Annotated in this window: 13 protein-coding genes and 2 pseudogenes; 10 read left to right on the top strand and 5 right to left on the bottom strand. The window is 67.3% G+C overall.

The window, feature by feature from the left end; all coding sequences use genetic code 11:
- Positions 1-194: pseudogene (locus RTY46_RS13975) on the bottom strand (hypothetical protein); the annotation flags it as partial.
- A gap of 180 nt (positions 195-374) precedes the next feature.
- Between RTY46_RS13975 and RTY46_RS13970 the strand changes: the two are divergent.
- Positions 375-2,705, top strand: coding sequence for a TonB-dependent receptor (locus RTY46_RS13970; RefSeq protein WP_312709069.1), 2,331 nt, complete (start codon positions 375-377; stop codon positions 2,703-2,705).
- A 404-nt stretch (positions 2,706-3,109) separates the two neighbouring features.
- Here RTY46_RS13970 and RTY46_RS13965 read toward each other — a convergent pair whose 3' ends face one another.
- From RTY46_RS13965 to RTY46_RS13955, 3 genes are all read right to left on the bottom strand, one after another.
- The gene (locus RTY46_RS13965; RefSeq protein WP_312709067.1) at positions 3,110-3,601 is read right to left on the bottom strand and encodes a hypothetical protein; all 492 of its coding nucleotides are present in this window, start codon (positions 3,599-3,601) and stop codon (positions 3,110-3,112) included.
- Between the two features lie 101 nt (positions 3,602-3,702).
- Positions 3,703-4,668 carry an MBL fold metallo-hydrolase gene (locus tag RTY46_RS13960; protein ID WP_312709066.1) on the bottom strand — a complete coding sequence of 322 codons (966 nt, stop codon included), beginning with the start codon at positions 4,666-4,668 and terminating at the stop codon, positions 3,703-3,705.
- Positions 4,665-5,864 (bottom strand): MFS transporter, encoded by a 1,200-nt coding sequence (locus RTY46_RS13955; protein WP_312709064.1) that lies wholly within the window; start codon positions 5,862-5,864, stop codon positions 4,665-4,667. Before RTY46_RS13955 ends, RTY46_RS13960 begins: the two co-directional genes overlap by 4 nt.
- A 109-nt stretch (positions 5,865-5,973) precedes the next feature.
- Here RTY46_RS13955 and RTY46_RS13950 point away from each other — a divergent pair, with 109 nt between their 5' ends.
- The 5 genes and pseudogenes from RTY46_RS13950 (at position 5,974) to RTY46_RS13930 (ending at position 10,003) form a co-directional block, all read left to right on the top strand.
- Positions 5,974-6,846 carry a LysR family transcriptional regulator gene (locus RTY46_RS13950; protein WP_312709063.1) on the top strand — a complete coding sequence of 291 codons (873 nt, stop codon included), beginning with the start codon at positions 5,974-5,976 and terminating at the stop codon, positions 6,844-6,846.
- Positions 6,847-7,260: 414 nt separating this feature from the next.
- Positions 7,261-7,944, top strand: coding sequence for a hypothetical protein (locus tag RTY46_RS13945; RefSeq protein WP_312709061.1), 684 nt, complete (start codon positions 7,261-7,263; stop codon positions 7,942-7,944).
- A 42-nt stretch (positions 7,945-7,986) separates the two neighbouring features.
- Positions 7,987-9,101, top strand: a pseudogene (locus RTY46_RS13940) (type IV secretion system protein).
- Positions 9,102-9,118: 17 nt separating this feature from the next.
- Positions 9,119-9,412 carry a hypothetical protein gene (locus RTY46_RS13935; RefSeq protein WP_312709060.1) on the top strand — a complete coding sequence of 98 codons (294 nt, stop codon included), beginning with the start codon at positions 9,119-9,121 and terminating at the stop codon, positions 9,410-9,412.
- 63 nt (positions 9,413-9,475) lie between these two features.
- A complete protein-coding gene (locus RTY46_RS13930) occupies positions 9,476-10,003 on the top strand; it encodes a hypothetical protein (protein ID WP_312709058.1) in 528 nt (175 codons plus the stop codon).
- Positions 10,004-10,051: 48 nt separating this feature from the next.
- Here the strand turns inward: RTY46_RS13930 and RTY46_RS13925 are convergent, their stop codons facing one another.
- Positions 10,052-10,972: a M14 family metallocarboxypeptidase gene (locus RTY46_RS13925; RefSeq protein WP_312709056.1), complete on the bottom strand. Its 921-nt coding sequence runs from the start codon at positions 10,970-10,972 to the stop codon at positions 10,052-10,054.
- Positions 10,973-11,115: 143 nt separating this feature from the next.
- Here RTY46_RS13925 and RTY46_RS13920 point away from each other — a divergent pair, with 143 nt between their 5' ends.
- From RTY46_RS13920 to RTY46_RS13905, 4 genes are read left to right on the top strand one after another with little or no spacing between them, the layout of a single operon-like run.
- On the top strand, positions 11,116-11,769 hold the full coding sequence (locus RTY46_RS13920) for a DUF3348 family protein (protein ID WP_312709055.1): 654 nt from the start codon (positions 11,116-11,118) through the stop codon (positions 11,767-11,769).
- Between the two features lie 10 nt (positions 11,770-11,779).
- Positions 11,780-14,011, top strand: a complete 2,232-nt coding sequence (locus RTY46_RS13915) for a DUF802 domain-containing protein (RefSeq protein WP_312709053.1) — start codon at positions 11,780-11,782, stop codon at positions 14,009-14,011.
- Positions 14,008-14,646, top strand: coding sequence for an OmpA family protein (locus RTY46_RS13910; RefSeq protein WP_108753269.1), 639 nt, complete (start codon positions 14,008-14,010; stop codon positions 14,644-14,646). The genes RTY46_RS13915 and RTY46_RS13910 overlap by 4 nt, the downstream gene beginning before the upstream one ends.
- Positions 14,636-15,022, top strand: a complete 387-nt coding sequence (locus RTY46_RS13905; RefSeq protein ID WP_312709052.1) for a DUF2894 domain-containing protein — start codon at positions 14,636-14,638, stop codon at positions 15,020-15,022. The genes RTY46_RS13910 and RTY46_RS13905 overlap by 11 nt, the downstream gene beginning before the upstream one ends.
- The last annotated feature ends 190 nt before the right edge of the window (positions 15,023-15,212 follow it).

Below are 15,212 nucleotides of genomic sequence, written 5' to 3'. Positions count from 1 at the left end.
AGCACCAGCCTGCAGAACGTGCCGCCATCCAGCAGCACCGGCTGTTCGCCCGCGTGCAGCGACAGCGCCAGGCCCCAGCCCTCCACGCCGCCAAAGCGGGTCATGTTCTCCACCGTTTCCCCGCCCAGCAGCGCGTGCAGTTCGGCAGGATCCAGGCTCAGGCGCAGCGATTGCTGCTGCATTTCTACTTTCATGCGGGCACCTGGGCGGGGCTGTACGCAGACATCATGATTCAAGGCCAGATCGATCGTGGGCGAGCATGGTAAACGAGCGATCGTGCTTGAGCGCCACGCACGCACAGCCGTTTGCCCATTGCAATGCTTGTCGCACTGAATGTGATGTTATAACATCCCGCCTCTTTTTCAGGGGGATGTATGCGTCGTCACGTTCTTGCCGTTGCTGTACTGCTTGCTGTCCATGGCGCCCGCGCCGCCGAAAGCACCACGCTGCCCACGCTGGATGTCCGCGCCGATCGCCTTTCCAAGGTCGATACGCTGGTGGTGGTCGAGAATACCGATGCGCCCAACCGCACTTTGGGCGACATGCTGGAACACGTGTCGGGCGTTCAGAGCAGCGCCTTCGGGCCCAACGCGGGCGCGCCGGTCATCCGCAGCCTCAGCGGCAACCGCGTGCAGCTGCTGGAGGACGGCCATTCGATCCTGGGCATGAATGCCATCAGCGGCAACATCAACGTGCCGTTCGACCCGCTGTTCGTGAAGCAGGTAACGGTAAACAAATCCGCGGACAGCGTGCGCTATGGCGGCAATGCCATCGGCGGCAGCGTCAACGTCGATACCGGGCTCATCTCGCGGCAGATGGAATCCAAGGACCAGGAACTGGAACTGCTGCTGCGCCAGGGCTTCAATGCCGTCGATGCGCGGGGCTTCCGCATGAACTTCAACAACCAGCGCAATGTGTCCACCAACCTGCAGATGTCGGTGCAGCGCATCTCCCACTACGACATTCCCGGCAACAGCAAGGCCAGCGTGTGTGACAGCCAGCTGTTTCCTGCCGCTGGCGGTGTGAACAGCGCACTGGCCGATGCCTGCCAGAAGGAAGCGCGCGTGCAGCGGGTCTACAACAAGGCCTCGCAGCCCTTCATCGACCAGTTCATGACCGAGAACCCGGACTGGGCAGACGGCGATTTCTCCTTCTTCACCAATCAGCCCACCTCGGTGTGGATGGGCAGGACCTACGTCAACCCCGCCAACCCGCAGTACGTGCAGGGCACGCCGTCGTACGTGCAGCAGCAGATCAACCGCGATGTCACGCCCAACTATTCCGGAACGCTGGGCAACAGCTACTTCCGCAATACCCACCTGGCGGTGGGCTCGACGTACTTCTTCGACCGCGGCTACGTAGCCGCCAGCATCGACAGCAAGGACAGCGAATACGGCGTCCCGGGCTTCTCGATGGAGAACCTCTCCTTCGGTTCGGACTACAGCCAGGGCCGCCCGGTGGGCGTGAAGCTGCAGCAGGACACGTACACGGTGCTGGCCAACGTGCGCGAGCCGCTGCCGCTGCTGGACAGCGCCGAAGTGAACCTGTCCAAGCTCAGCAGCACCGCAGGTGAATACCTGGGCGCCAGCAAGGCCAACCAGTATGCCTTCCAGACCTACCAGGGCGAGCTGCTGCTGAACCATCGCCGCGTGGGTGCACTGACCGGCCTGCTGGGCATCAGCCAGCAGACCCGTTCCATCACCGGCAGTGGCCCGCAACGCTATCTGCCCGACGTGGATACCCAGGCAAGGGCGCTGTTCATGAAGGAGACGCTGAGCCTGCCGTGGGCCACCTTCGACGCTGGGTATCGGCGCGAAAAAATCGATCACGAAAACCAGGCCAGCCGCTTCCAGAGTGGCCGCAACTCGCCCAACGGCAGCTTGAAAGACCGGGAGTTCAACCTGGAAAGCTACAGCGCCGGTGGCTACTTCAAGCTCGGTAAGTGGTTCGCGGCAACCCTGCGGTACGCCGATTCACAGCGCGCCCCCGACGTGAACGAGCTCTACGCCAGCAATGCGCACTACTCCACCATGACCCAGGAGGAAGGAAACCAGGCGCTGAAACCCGAGCGCGCCAAAACCCAGGAGTTCACGCTGGCCTTCAGCAACGCGGGCTTCGACGCCACGGCCACCGCCTATGAGATGAAGTACGAGAACTATCTCTACCTGGGCTATTCCGGCCTGCAGACGGCCAACCGCTTGCCGCTTAAATACTGGAAGCAGACTGACACCACGGTGAAGGGTTTCGAAGTGGATGTGTCGCAGGCACTGGAACTGGGCCGTTACGGCAGCCTGCAGCTGTCGGCGTTCTCCGATCTGGTGAAGAACAAGGCCGACCACCCCGATTCACTGCGCGCCCATAACGATGGCCAGTACCTGCCCAACATGCCCACCAACCGCTACGGTGCGAACGTGGCCTGGCAGCGCGGCGGCTGGAAGGCACACGTGTCTGGCACCTACTACGACACCCAGCAGTACCTGGGCCGGAACGTCAGCGAGGAAGTTCCGCTGCCTGCCTTCACCTTGGTCGATATGCAGGTCAGCTATGCCTTCCCGATCCGCAATGCCTATGTGTCGGCGCTGGAGGTCTTCGTCAACGGCAGCAACCTGCTGGACGAAGAGGCGCGACCGCACAACTCGCCGCTGAAGTACATCGCACCCTTGCCGGGGCGCGGCTTCCAGATCGGGCTGAACGTGAAGCTGTAAGGGCGGCAGCAAGGTGCACATACGACCCAGGCCAAACGTGTGGCTGCACGGGGCGGCCGCAGGTTACTTCGTGGCCGTGCTCTGCGCGGCCTGGCTGCCGCAGCTGATGCCGGGCCCCCTGCCCCACGCCCCCTGGGCCGCAGGTGGCACCGGGCTGCGTGGCCTGTGCACACCGCTGGTGTGTGCAGGCGTGGTCGCCCAGCTCTGCCGCGGGCTGTCGCTTGGGCAGGCGCCAGTGGCGCCGGTACTGGCCAGCGCTGGCGTCGCGCTGCTGCTGTGGGCACAGTTGCCTGCCGATACCAGCAGCCTGCCACTGGCACGGCTGCTGGCGGCGTCGGCGGGTGTCAGCCTGCTGCTGGTGGCGCAGCACATGCGCTGCGCCACCCCGGCAGGGTCTACCGTGCTCAGTTTTCCTGGTAGTCGCGCTCGTCGTACTCACCCGGCACGGTGCAGGTCAGCGTAACCGGGCTGCCTTCGCTCACCATCAGCGAGCCCAGCTTGGTCTCGCGGCCACCGCCGGCATTCAGCCTGGCGGCCTTGCGCACGGCGGCAACACTGGCGCCCAGTTCGGCGCTGTAGCTCTGGCCCATGCCATCGCTATCGTCGATGTACGCGGTGATTTCCTTCACCGGCAGACCGAACAGGGTGAACCCGGCGGCCGGGCTGATCGGCTTCAGGCTGCCGTCTTCTTCGCGCGGCAGCGCCTTCCAGGCGGCACTGTTGGTATCGGGGGCGGCGCGGCATTCCAGCGCGGCCTGCAGCGACGGCGCAATGGCCTGCCACTGGCTGGCGTTCAAGGCGTGGGCGGCCGGTGCAGCGGCGGCGACAGCCAGCAGCGGGGCCAGCAGCTTCAGGCGCGTGCGGCGTGCGCGCGACAGCGAGGGGGTTACGTTCATTACCTACATTCCATTTGCAGTGGGGTTCCTTGCCGCGGGCGCTGCGGATGCAGGCGCCAACGGCGAAGGAATTCTACGCTTCCACGTACGGCCGGTCTGCCTCAACGATTGAGCGTGTAGTTCGCCGGCACCCAGCGATACTGGTACGGCGCGCCTTCGGCGATATGGCCGATGCCGGGGAAGGAGATGTGTGCCGCGGCGATCCACCAGCCATTGGCCACCGCCTGCTGGTACAAGGCATCGCGCGAAGCGATGGCCGGTTCGCGTTGCCAGTCGAACTGGATCGCCACATGCGGATCATCAAACTGCACCGCCGCCACATGCACGGTGTCACCCCAGAACAGCATGGCCTGATCGGCATAGTGCAGCAGGTAGACACTGTGACCGGGGGTGTGGCCGGGCGCGGGCATGGCACGCAGCCCCGGCACCAGATCCTGGCCTGCCGGCTCGAAGGTCTGCACGCGGCCGGCCGCGCGATACGGCGCCAGCACGCGCTGCGCGGCGGCGAAGAACGGACGCTGCAGCGGACCAACCTGGTCCTGGTTGCGGCTGTTGGTCCAGAAGTCGAACTCGCGTTTGGCCACATGCACCGTGGCATTGGGGAACACTGCCTTGCCATCGCGCAGCAGGCCGCCGGCATGGTCCTTGTGCAGATGGGTGATGAAGATGTCATCCACATCCGCGGGCTGACGTCCCGATGCCTGCAGTGCTGCGACCAGGCCGCCACCCTCCGGGCCGTACAATTCACCGGCACCCGTGTCGACCAGCATCAGGCGACCGCCCCGCTCGATCAGGAACGCATTGATCATTCCTTCCACGGGCGCCTTCAGATACTGCTGGGCCAACAGCCGATCCACTTCACCGGGGCGTGCGCCCAGCAGCAGCTGGTCCACGGGGAACAGATGCGTGCCATCCAGCAATGCGGTCACCTGGAACGTGCCCAGCGGCATGCGGTAGAAGCCCGGTGCCTGCTGTGTGATTGGCGCGACCGCTTCTTCAGCCTGCGCAGAGATGGGCGCGCCGGCAGCCAGGAGCAGCGCGATTCCGACGAGACGTGCTGCGTTCATTGCTTCGCTCCCGGGTTGCGGTATGCAGACATCTGCAGCGCGGTTGCAAGCGCCGCCAGCCCAGTCGACAACGCGACCACGCCACGCCAGCCATCCAGCGACCAGGCCCAGCTGGCGGCTGCGGCACCGGCGGCACCGCCCAGGAACATCGAGCCCATGAACAGGGTGTTGAGGCGCGAACGGGCTTCGGGCCGCAGTGCGTAGACCACGTGCTGCTGCGAAACCAGCACGCCCTGCACCGCCAGGTCCAGCAGCACGCAGCCCACGACCAGGCCGATGATGGACGGCCACAGGCCCAGCAGCAGCCATGACAGCAGGGTGAGCGCGCTGCCGGCGACGATGGCCAGGTGCGGGCCACGGCGGTCGGCAATGCGGCCGGCCAGCGGTGCGGCCAGGATGCCGACCGCACCGACGATGCCGAACAGCCCGGCCACCTGTGCGCCGTAGTGGGCATTCACCTGCGGCAGGCGCAGCGACAGGGTGGTCCAGAACGCGGCGAAAGCAGCGAACAGCAACCCCTGGGTGATGGCAGCGCGGCGCAGCACCGGCAGTTCCCGCCACAGGCCCACCAGCGAACGCATCAGCGCCGGATAGCTTGCGCCCTGCGTGGGCTGGCTGACCGGCAGCAGCGTGCGTGCCAGTACCGCCGCGCCCAGCGCCAGCGGCACGCCCAGCCAGAACATGGCGCGCCAGCCGGCGTGGTCGCCCACCGCGCCAGACAGGGTGCGGCTGAGCAGGATGCCGCACAGCACGCCGGACATGACGATGCCGATGGTGGCGCCGCGGCGCTCAGGCGCGGCCAATGCCGCGGCCAACGGCACGATCTGCTGGGCCACGGTGGCAGTCACCCCCACCAGCAGCGAGGCGGCCAGCAGCAGGGCGCCGCTGGGTGCCAAGGCGGTCAATGCCAGGGCCACGGCAAGCAGGGTGAACTGCAGCACGATCAGGCGGCGGCGCTCCACGCGGTCGCCCAGCGGCACCAGCGCGAACAGGCCCAGCGCGTAACCCAGTTGGGTGGCGGTGGGCACCAGGCCGGTCAGCGTGCCCGGCAGCTCGCGCTGCATCAGGCCCAGCATGGGCTGGTTGTAATAGATGTTGGCTACGGCCAGGCCCGCACAGAGGGCCATCACCAGAGTGAGGGCCGGAGTGAGGGCCGGTCGCGCGGCATGGTGTGCCGGTGAAGTCACGGTGCTCATGGATAGGACTCGGTTCGCACCCGGAGTGGGCGTGGCGAAACTATGAGCGCGTATCGAATCATGCAGTAGACTGCCAATCAGTTAGGCCAGCCAAACGGATTTCGTTACAATGAACCTGAGCGATGTGCAGGTGTTCGTGGAAGCCGTGCGCGTGGGCAGCCTGGCCGGCGCGGCGCGCAAGCTGGGCCTGACTGCCATGTCGGCCTCGCGCAGCCTGGGGGCGCTGGAAGCCGAACTGGGTGCACGCCTGCTGCACCGGACCACCCGTTCGCTGTCGCCCACCAGCGATGGCGAGGTGTTCCTCCCCTACGCCCAGGCCCTGCTGGAAGGCCAGGCCAATGCCTTGGCCGACCTGCATCCCCAGGGCGGCGGCCTGAGCGGCCAGTTACGCATCACCGCATCTACCGCATTCGGTCGCCGGGTGGTGGCGCCCCTGCTGCCGGCCTTCATGACCGAGCACCCGCGCCTGCATGTGGATCTGCACACCACCGACGAACAGGTGGATATCGTCGCGCAGGGCATCGATGTGGCGATCCGCATTGCGCCGCTGCGTGACAACCGGCTGGTGGCGCGGCGCTTGGCCGACAACCCGCGTGTGCTGATCGCTTCGCGCGGGTATCTGCAGCAGCATGGGCAGCCGCTGGTGCTGTCCGATCTGGCGGCGCACGAGTGCCTGGCCGCCAGCGGCACCCGCCACTGGGCGTTCCTGCGCGACGGCAAGCCGCTGCGGCAGCGGGTGGCGGGCCGGCTGACAGCCAGTTCGGTGGAAGCGGTGTACGAAGCCTGCGCGGGCGGGCTGGGCATCGCCAATCTGTCGCAGTGGTATGTGCGCGATGCGCTGGCGCGTGGCGATGTGCAGGCGATCACGCTGGAAGATGCCGCGCCCGAACCGCTGGATATCTGGGCGGTCTATCCCAGCGCCAGCCGGGTGCCGCCGAAAGTGCGCGCGTTCGTGGCGGCGGTGCAGGACGCGCTGGGATAACTGCGACGATTTGCCGTTGGCCGCTTGGCCGCTTGGCCGCGGTACCGAGCCCCACTTTTGCTGCGAATCGTGTACCCGGGACGCCCTGATCGTGATCTTCCTCGCGCGCAATGGCGTGAACGGACAGGTCCCAGACGCCGCGTCCGCAGGTTCCTGAGCCGCAGCTCGTGAGCCAGCCGCGGCGGTTGCATCACCGGAAGTCCGCGCCGCGCGGGCGTTCCCGCCCCGTCGGAGCGCCCCTTTCAGCCACATGCGACGTGACGTACAAGGCTGCAGATTGACGGCCCCGAATCCCCGCAATCGAATGTCGGTACTGCGGAAGGAGCCGTGAGCGTACGGCGCTGGAGCCGCAGGTACCCCGTCCGGCCAGCAAGGATTGCCATGACCCGCACCTCACCTCCAGGTCCCCGCGCAATGCGCCTGTTGGCGTGCGCAGCCGTTGCCACGTTGTTGCTGGCCGGGCCCGCGCATGCCGCCTGGACCGTCAACGACCCGCAGTCAATGGCCAAAGCCATCGAGCAGTACAAACGGCAGGTCGAACATTACAAGCAGCAGCTGATCCAGCTCAATCCACTGCAGCGCAGCGACTCGGTGATGACCGACAGTTTTTCCGAGCGCAATGAAGACTATCGGCTGCGGGAGCGCTGCCCCGGCGCAGCAGGGCGCGGCACTGGCGGTGCGGCGAGCAGACTCGGCGAGCTGGCGGCCGGCATCGGCGGCGATGCCGCCACCGAGCAGCTGCGCATCTGTTCGCGCATCGTGCGGGCCAGGAATACCCAGTACAACGCCACCGTGCGCATGCTCGACCGGCTGATCCAGCGCAACCAGCAGTTCATGGCCATCCAGGCCCAGCGCAGCCAGACCGGCAGCAGCCAGGGCAACCTGGCTGCCAATGACAACGAAGTCCACCGGTTCGCTGCACAGAACGCGATGGACCTCCAGCATTGGCAGGCCCAGATGAAGGCCTACGACGGCTACATCGAAAGCCTGACTGAAGAACGCGCGCAGCTTGCGCGCCAGGCACTGGACGGCAAGCCCCCCAGCCTGCTGGGCCAGCTGGTGCAGGCGGCCGTGCTCGAACGGGCGCTGTCGAACTGAAGGAACAGCGGTTTCCTCTCACTCCACGAATGGACAGATGGCATGAATGGATTCGTTGACAGCGCCACATCCGGGCTGCCGCTGCTGGCAGACATCACACCGGGAAACTTCCTGTTCTTCCGGCTGGTGAATGACTACTTCGACAGAGAGATCGCCGAGTTCGGGCTGGAGCTTACCCGCCGCGCAGCACATTGGGTCACCCTCACCGCGGTATCGCTCACCACGTTCTGGGTGCTGGCCCAAGGCTATGCGCTCGTCGCCGGGCGGGCGCAACAGTCGGCCATGGCGATCATGGCGCGGGCGGCACGCGTGGCGCTGGTGCTGATGGCCGCCACCGCCGCAGGCGCCAATGGCACGGCACTGCACAAGGCGGTCACGGACAATCTGGACAGGGAGATCCACCAGCTGTTTACCGGAAAGCGCAGCGGCGGTGCCGCCGACGCGATTGACGAGAACCTGATGTATACGCAGCTGGCGCTGTCTGCGCTGGACGCCATCCACGTAGATGGAAGTGATCCCGAGCTGATCGAGAAAAAGGCCGCGCCATGCAGCTGGCCAGCTTCGGCACCGCCAGCCCGCCCATGGCCGCCGGTGCCATGCTGCTGCTGTTCAAGTTCACCACGGCCTTCCTGATGGGGATCGGGCCGATCTTCATCCTCTCCCTGATGTTCGACCAGACCAGGGACCTGTTCAAGAAATGGCTGTTCTACGTGCTGGGTACACTGTTCTCGATGTCCATCCTGTCAGTGGTCTCGGCGATGGTGCTGAAATTCACCGCCAAAGTGGCCGCCGCCTACTGGGTGATGAAACTGCTCCCGATTGACAGCGGCGAAGGGTTGTCATCGCAGGCACTGCAACAGGGCGGCATCGGACTGCTGATGACGGCCATGATCATCACCACGCCCACCATCGCCGCGGCAATCTGGCAAGGCAACATGGGCGCCTTCATGGCGTATTCGCCATTCGCCAGCCCGACGCCGCCACAGGGCACATCGGGCTCGCCTGGGCTTTCTCCGGCAGCGGTGCCGGCACCGGCAGCAACGCCGGGCATGGCAGCGCAGGACGCGCTGCCGATGGGCACCTTCGCCGCATCGCCGTCGCCGCAAGCGACCGGCCTTCGCGGCAATGCCCACCATGACAGCAGCCGCATGCTGTGAAGAAGGGAGAACATGCGATGAAAAGAACACTCGGCATCTGCGCGCTGGCGCTGCTGCAGCTGCTCGCCCTGCCGGCAGGGGCGCAGTCGGACAACTACTACGAGCCCATCCCCTACTACAACGACAACCCCTTCCTGTTCTGCACCCTTGGCGTGCCCAGCGACTGCTGGGCACCCGTGGACCCGGCCACCGGCACCTTCACCATCACCAACATCTATTGCTACAACCCGATCTCGGCCCTGCAGTTCGCACGGGTCTGCCCGAAAGCGTTCCCGAACGGGCCGCAGGGTGCAGGCGTCGCCACCGAGTGACCGCAGGCCAGTGCGGTGCTAGTGTGCGCAACAGATCGCCCCTGTAACGGCCCGGACCGCCGCATGAAAGCACACGCCCTGCTGTTCGTGGTCGCCACATTCGCCCTGGGTGCAGCCAATGCCCAGGCCCAGGAGGCGCGATTCATCTCCTCCGAACCGTCGCCCTTCAAGCGTTCGGTCTTTGTTGAGCCGAACGAAACCCGCTTCAGCGGCAACGCCACCGTATCGGGCACGCTGCAGGTGGCTTGGGAGCCGGAAAGCGAGGGCTTCGGCGGCGGCTACCGGGTGGTGCTGAAACCGGACGCAGCCAGCCAGCGGCGATTGCCGCACGATGCGGGCCGTGGCCCGGTCGGTGAGATCTGGATCCGCAACACCGACACGATCATCAGCGCGCTGCTGTCACCGGCCCAGCGCAAGGCAGGCCTGAAGCAGCAGCACTACTTCAGCGGCCCGGTACGGCTGGTGTTGAATTCCTACCGCACCGGCGTGGACTGCGACATGCGCGGCTACAACGCCCTGTTCGTTGCCGTGGCCGACGAACGCCCGGCCCTGGCCTTGGCACCGCGCCCGGACGAAGTGCCCCGCTGCTAGGCCGGGCGGCCGTGCCCCACTCGCCGGGCATGGCCCGGCGCTACCGGGTTACGGCGCGGCCAGGGCGAAATCCAGCCCGGCGCAGACGGCCGCCACCTGGGCGTCGTTGCATTCCTGCGCGTTGGTGCGCGGGCTGTCCGGGTAGACCTCGGTGGTGGTGGCGTACAGCGCATCGGTAAAGCCGGCGCAGGCGCCAATCGAGCGCGATTCGCCCCACACCACGCCGGGCGACTGCAACGGCAGCCCAACCAGATTGCCTTCGGCGTCGGCCGGGGCGATATGGGTGATCGGCGCGACGGCGGCAATCAGCGCCTTCTGGAATTCCGGCTGCGGGTCTTCACTGTTTCCGATCACGTAGAAGCCATCGGGAATGGTGTCGCGCTCGAACGGCTTGCCGTCGCGGGCGCAGCGCGCCGGGTCGAACTCGTGCAGGTCGCTGTCGGTGGTTTCGTGCAGGTCCAGGTGTACCCGGATGTCCGGCTTGCGCTCGGCCAGCCAGCGCATCAACGCGGCCGCTTCCTCGATCTGGCCGCCGTCACGGAAACTGCGGTTCGGGTCGATGGCGTCGGGGTTCCAGCGCTGGATGCGCTCGTAACCCCACGGGCTGACGCACGGCGCCACGATCAGGTTGCAGCGGCCCAGGTAGCGCTCGGCCCGCTCCTGCAGGAACTGCAGGGCGCCATGCACGCCGCTGGTCTCGTAACCGTGCACGCCGCCGGTCACCAGCGCGGTGGGCAGGGCCGGGTTCCAGTCATGGTTGACCACCGCAAACAGCGGGTAGTGGTCGGGCGCGTAGTCCAACTGGCCGTACTGCACCACATCGAAACGTTCGTCCAGGCGTTCCAGCTCGGCCACCACGTCGTCGTGATAACTGCGCTGCTTCTGCTGGCGGGCCCGCCACTGTGCGCGTTCAGCATCGCCCCAGGGCTGGCCGGGGGTGCCGATGGGGTAGAACTGCGCCAGGGTCATGCGGAACTCCAGTGGATTCAGGTGCGGTAGTGCAGCCGGCCATTGTACGCCCGCCGCCGGGCGCGGGCGGCATGCCGTCGGACCTTTCATACGGCCGGGGTCGTCTGGCTGTAAAATCAGCGGTTTTGGCCCCCAACCCCTTGATGGCGAACGCAGTGCAGCCGGTCCTGGGTGGACCGGACTTCCTCCGTCTGCTCGCCCGTCTCAGTGACGGTGCGACGCCGGCCACCAGTCCTGCCCTGACCGATCGCCTCGGCCAGTGGGTGGACTGGAGCCGTGCCGTGGCCCTGTCCGCGGCGCTGGATGGCCGCCTGCCTGAACCTGCCGAAGCGGCGGAGACGCTGGACGACCTGCTGGCCGATTGCACCCAGGCCGAGGCCAGCCTGCTGGCGTCGTTGAACGAGGATGCCGAGGCCGAGCGCCTGCTGGACCTGGCCGAGGCGGCAGCCACCGCCAATTTCGCCTCGCTACGGCAGCGCTATCTGGTGCTGCAACGCGCGATGCAGACCGCCACCGGCCGCTTGCGCGGGCGCCTGCGCGATCAGCTGGTGCAGAAGGCGCCCGAACTGGCTCGGCTGGCCGAGATTGACGCGGTGATGGAACAGACCCTGAGCCCACGCGAACAGGCCCTGCTGGCCACCGCCCCCGCCGTGCTGGGCGCGCGCTTCGAGCGCGTGCATGGCCAGCCCGGCTGGCGCGCCCCCTTCCGCAACGATATGCGCAGCCTGCTGCTGGCCGAGCTTGAGCTGCGCTTCCACCCGATCCAGGGGCTGCTTGCAGCCCTGCGCCCCCACTGACCGGAACACCATGTCCAGAACCGTCTTCCCTGTCGTTGTCTTCCTTGTAGGCCTGCTGGCCGTGTGCTGGATCGGCATTGGCTATGTGGCCGTACATCCGCTGGGCGCGCTGGTGGCAGCGGTTATCGCGGCCTGCTACGTGGCCGGTGGCGTGGAGCTGTACCGCTACCGCCAAGCCAGCAACGGCCTGCGCGCGGCATTGGCCGATCTGTCACTGGCCAAGGACAACCTGCAGCCGTGGCTGCAGCGCGTGCCGGCTGGCCTGCGCAACGCTGTGCGCCTGCGCGTGGAAGGCGAGCGCTCCGCCCTGCCCGCACCGGTGCTGACACCGTACCTGGTGGGGCTGCTGGTACTGCTGGGCATGCTCGGCACCCTGCTGGGCATGATGGACACCCTGCGCGGCACCGGGTTGGCCCTGCAGAGCGCCACCGACATGGCCGCCATCCGCGGTTCGCTGGCGTCGCCGGTGCAGGGCCTGGCCGTGGCGTTCGGCACCTCCATTGCCGGTGTGGCCAGCTCGGCCATGCTGGGCTTGCTAGCCGCCCTGCTGCGCCGCGACCGCCTGCAGGCCGTGCAGCAACTGGACCGGGCCATCGCCGGCGACCTGCACCCGCACTCGCAGGCCTGGCAGCGCGCCGAATCGCTGCGCCTGCTGCAGGCCCAGTCCACCGCCCTGCCGGCGCTGGTGGATCGCCTGCAGGAGATGACCCGCGCCTTCGAACAGCACAGCAGCGCCGCCAACGAGCGCCTGCTGGCCGGCCAGGGCGAGTTCCTGACCCAGAGCCAGGCACTGCAGGAAAGGCTGGCGGTTTCGCTGCAGCAATCGCTGCGCGAAGGTGCCGAAGCCAGCGCCAGCGCCATTGGCGGCGCCCTGCAGCCCTTGGCCGAAACCACGCTGGCCGGGCTGGCCAGCCACGGCCAGGCACTGCACGCGCGTGTCGAGCAGGCGGTGCAGCAGCAGTTGACCGGTCTGGCCGACGGCTTCGAGCGCAGCCGCGTGGCCACCGAAGCCAGCTGGGCGCGCGTGGTGGATGAGCAGAGCCAGGCCCAGCAGGCGCTTGTGACCGAGCTGCGTCAGCATCTGCAGGCCTTCAGCGACGGCCAGGCCCGCCAGAGTGAAACGCTGCTGGCAAACCTGGGTGAGCGCCTGCAGGGCGATGCGCAGCGTCATGCCGACACCTGGCGCACGGCCGCCGAGCAGCAGCACGATCTGAACCGCGAACTGGCCGAGCGCCAGCAACAGGCGTTGCAGAGCGCCAACGACACCCTGCACGCCCAGGCGCAGGCCCTGCTGCAGACGCTGGATGCGCGCCATGCCGACAGCCAGGCGCTGCTGCAGGCGCACGAACAGCAGCGAACGCAGGACTGGCACAGCGTACAGGCTGCCGCGGCCGCCGCGCATGCCGAACTGCAGGCCAGCCTGGACACCCGCGAACAGCAGCGCCAGGCGCGCTGGGATGCAGTCAGCGCCGATCTGCAGCAGGCCCACGCGGCCCTGCAGGCGCAGTTGCAGGCCAGCGACGAACAGCGCCTGCAGCGCTGGACCGAGGCACTGCAGGCAGCCTCTGCCGACCTGACCGCGCAGCAGCAGACCGTGTGCCAGGCCCTGGCCGACACTGCCCAGCAGATCGGCGACAACGGCCGTGCCCAGGCCAGCGCCACCCTGGCCGAAGTGTCCACCCTGCTGCAGACCGCCGCGCAGGCGCCGAAGGCAGCCGCCGAAGTCATCAACGAACTGCGCAACACGCTGTCGGAAAGCCTGGTGCGCGACAACGCCGTGCTGGAAGAACGCGGCCACCTGCTGGCCACGGTGCAGACCCTGCTGGAGGCCATCAACCATGCCTCGCACGAACAGCGCAACGCAGTGGACGCACTGGTGGGCGGTTCGGCCGAGCTGCTGGAACGCGTGGGCAGCCGCTTCACCGATCACATTGCCGCCGAGACCGGCAAGCTGGATGGCATTGCCGCAAAGTTGAGCGGCAGCGCCGGCGATGTCGGCCAGCTGGCCGGCAGCTTCGGCGCGGCAGTTGAGCAGTTCGGCAGCGCAGCGGTCGAGCTGTCCGGCCGCCTGGAACAGATTGGCGGCGCGCTGGATGCCTCGCTGGCACGCAGCGACGAACAGCTGGCCTATTACGTGGCCCAGGCCCGTGAAGTGGTCGACCTGAGCCTGCTGTCGCAGAAGCAGGTGATGGACGAACTGCAGCAGCTGGCCGCGCGCCGCGGCAAGGCCGGCAGCGCATGAGCGACGAACTGGAGGTCGATGGCGGTTCTCACGCCCCGATCTGGGCCGCCTTCGGTGACCTGATGTCGGTCCTGCTCGGCGCCTTCGTGCTGATCCTGGTGGGCGTGGTGGCCGTGCAGCTGGAGTTGTCGCAGCGCCTGGATGCCGAAGTGAAGCAGCGCCAGGCCGAGGCCAAGCGGTTGCAGACGCTGGAGCAGGCACTGGCCGGCCCGCTGGCTGCCGGCCGGGTGACCCTGGTCGATGGCCGCATCGGCATCAGCGGCAACGTGCTGTTCGCGTTGAACTCGGACCAGCTGCAGCCGGAAGGCCAGGAACTGCTGCGCAGCCTGGCTGCCCCACTGTCGGCCTACCTGGGCTCGCGCGATGAAATCCTGATGGTGAGCGGCTTCACCGACGATGCGCCGATCCGCGATGGCAACCGCCGCTTCGCCGACAACTGGGAGCTGTCCGCGCAGCGTTCGCTCACGGTCACCCGCACCCTGATTGCCGACGGCGTGCCGGCCGATGCCGTGTTTGCCGCCGCCTTCGGCAGTGAGCAGCCGGTCAGTTCGAATGCAGACGAAGCCGGCCGCGCGCGCAACCGCCGCGTGGAGATCGCGCCGATTCCCAAGCCGAAGGCCGGCGATGGCAAATAAGCCGGCTGCCGGCGCTGCGCGTGAGGGGTTGCGTGCCTTGGTACGCGATCTGGATGCCGGTTCGCGCGCACGCGAACACTACCCGCAGGTGCCGATGCTGGAAACGGTGCGCCGCGAATGGTCGGCCCTGCGCAGCGAGCTGCAGGTGAAGCGATCGTTGCGCGCCGAAGCCCCGGCGGATGGCGGCCCGCTGAATTCGGCGGTGCTGGTGCAGCGCATGCTGGACACCATGCAGGGCGCCAGCCCCGGCTACCTGCGGCATTTCATTGACTACGTGGATACGTTGTCTTGGCTGCAGGCCCTGCAGGACGGCGTAGCCAGCGGCAGTGATGCGGCAAAGCCAAAGCGCACGCGCAAACCCCGAACCGCAGGCTGACCGGCCCGGCGCAAACACCAACCGCGGCTTGACCCGCTCTTGGGACGTGCCAATTGACCCGCTTTTGGTAGGTGCCAACCTTGGTTGGCACACGCAGCACCCCGACGCCTGGTAGGTGCCAACCTTGGTTGGCACGCGCGGTACCCGTGTGCCCACCAAGGTGGGCACCTACCAAAACCCGTCGGGCCCC

The sequence above is a fragment of the Stenotrophomonas sp. genome, assembly GCF_032056425.1.
Classification (GTDB): Bacteria; Pseudomonadota; Gammaproteobacteria; order Xanthomonadales; family Xanthomonadaceae; genus Stenotrophomonas.
The sequence above is the reverse complement of the archived record's forward strand: the minus strand, read 5'-3'. Positions and strand labels throughout refer to the sequence as shown.

Excerpts from the sequence above, each read along its gene's own strand:
- RTY46_RS13915 (WP_312709053.1), top strand. The coding sequence starts at position 11,780 with ATGTCCAGAACCGTCTTCCCTGTCGTTGTCTTCCTTGTAGGCCTGCTG.
- RTY46_RS13905 (WP_312709052.1), top strand. The coding sequence starts at position 14,636 with ATGGCAAATAAGCCGGCTGCCGGCGCTGCGCGTGAGGGGTTGCGTGCC.
- RTY46_RS13930 (WP_312709058.1), top strand. The coding sequence starts at position 9,476 with ATGAAAGCACACGCCCTGCTGTTCGTGGTCGCCACATTCGCCCTGGGT.
- RTY46_RS13960 (WP_312709066.1), bottom strand. The coding sequence starts at position 4,668 with ATGAACGCAGCACGTCTCGTCGGAATCGCGCTGCTCCTGGCTGCCGGC.
- RTY46_RS13950 (WP_312709063.1), top strand. The coding sequence starts at position 5,974 with ATGAACCTGAGCGATGTGCAGGTGTTCGTGGAAGCCGTGCGCGTGGGC.
- RTY46_RS13955 (WP_312709064.1), bottom strand. The coding sequence starts at position 5,864 with ATGAGCACCGTGACTTCACCGGCACACCATGCCGCGCGACCGGCCCTC.
- RTY46_RS13935 (WP_312709060.1), top strand. The coding sequence starts at position 9,119 with ATGAAAAGAACACTCGGCATCTGCGCGCTGGCGCTGCTGCAGCTGCTC.
- RTY46_RS13920 (WP_312709055.1), top strand. The coding sequence starts at position 11,116 with ATGGCGAACGCAGTGCAGCCGGTCCTGGGTGGACCGGACTTCCTCCGT.
- RTY46_RS13910 (WP_108753269.1), top strand. The coding sequence starts at position 14,008 with ATGAGCGACGAACTGGAGGTCGATGGCGGTTCTCACGCCCCGATCTGG.
- RTY46_RS13945 (WP_312709061.1), top strand. The coding sequence starts at position 7,261 with ATGCGCCTGTTGGCGTGCGCAGCCGTTGCCACGTTGTTGCTGGCCGGG.
- RTY46_RS13970 (WP_312709069.1), top strand. The coding sequence starts at position 375 with ATGCGTCGTCACGTTCTTGCCGTTGCTGTACTGCTTGCTGTCCATGGC.
- RTY46_RS13925 (WP_312709056.1), bottom strand. The coding sequence starts at position 10,972 with ATGACCCTGGCGCAGTTCTACCCCATCGGCACCCCCGGCCAGCCCTGG.
- RTY46_RS13965 (WP_312709067.1), bottom strand. The coding sequence starts at position 3,601 with ATGAACGTAACCCCCTCGCTGTCGCGCGCACGCCGCACGCGCCTGAAG.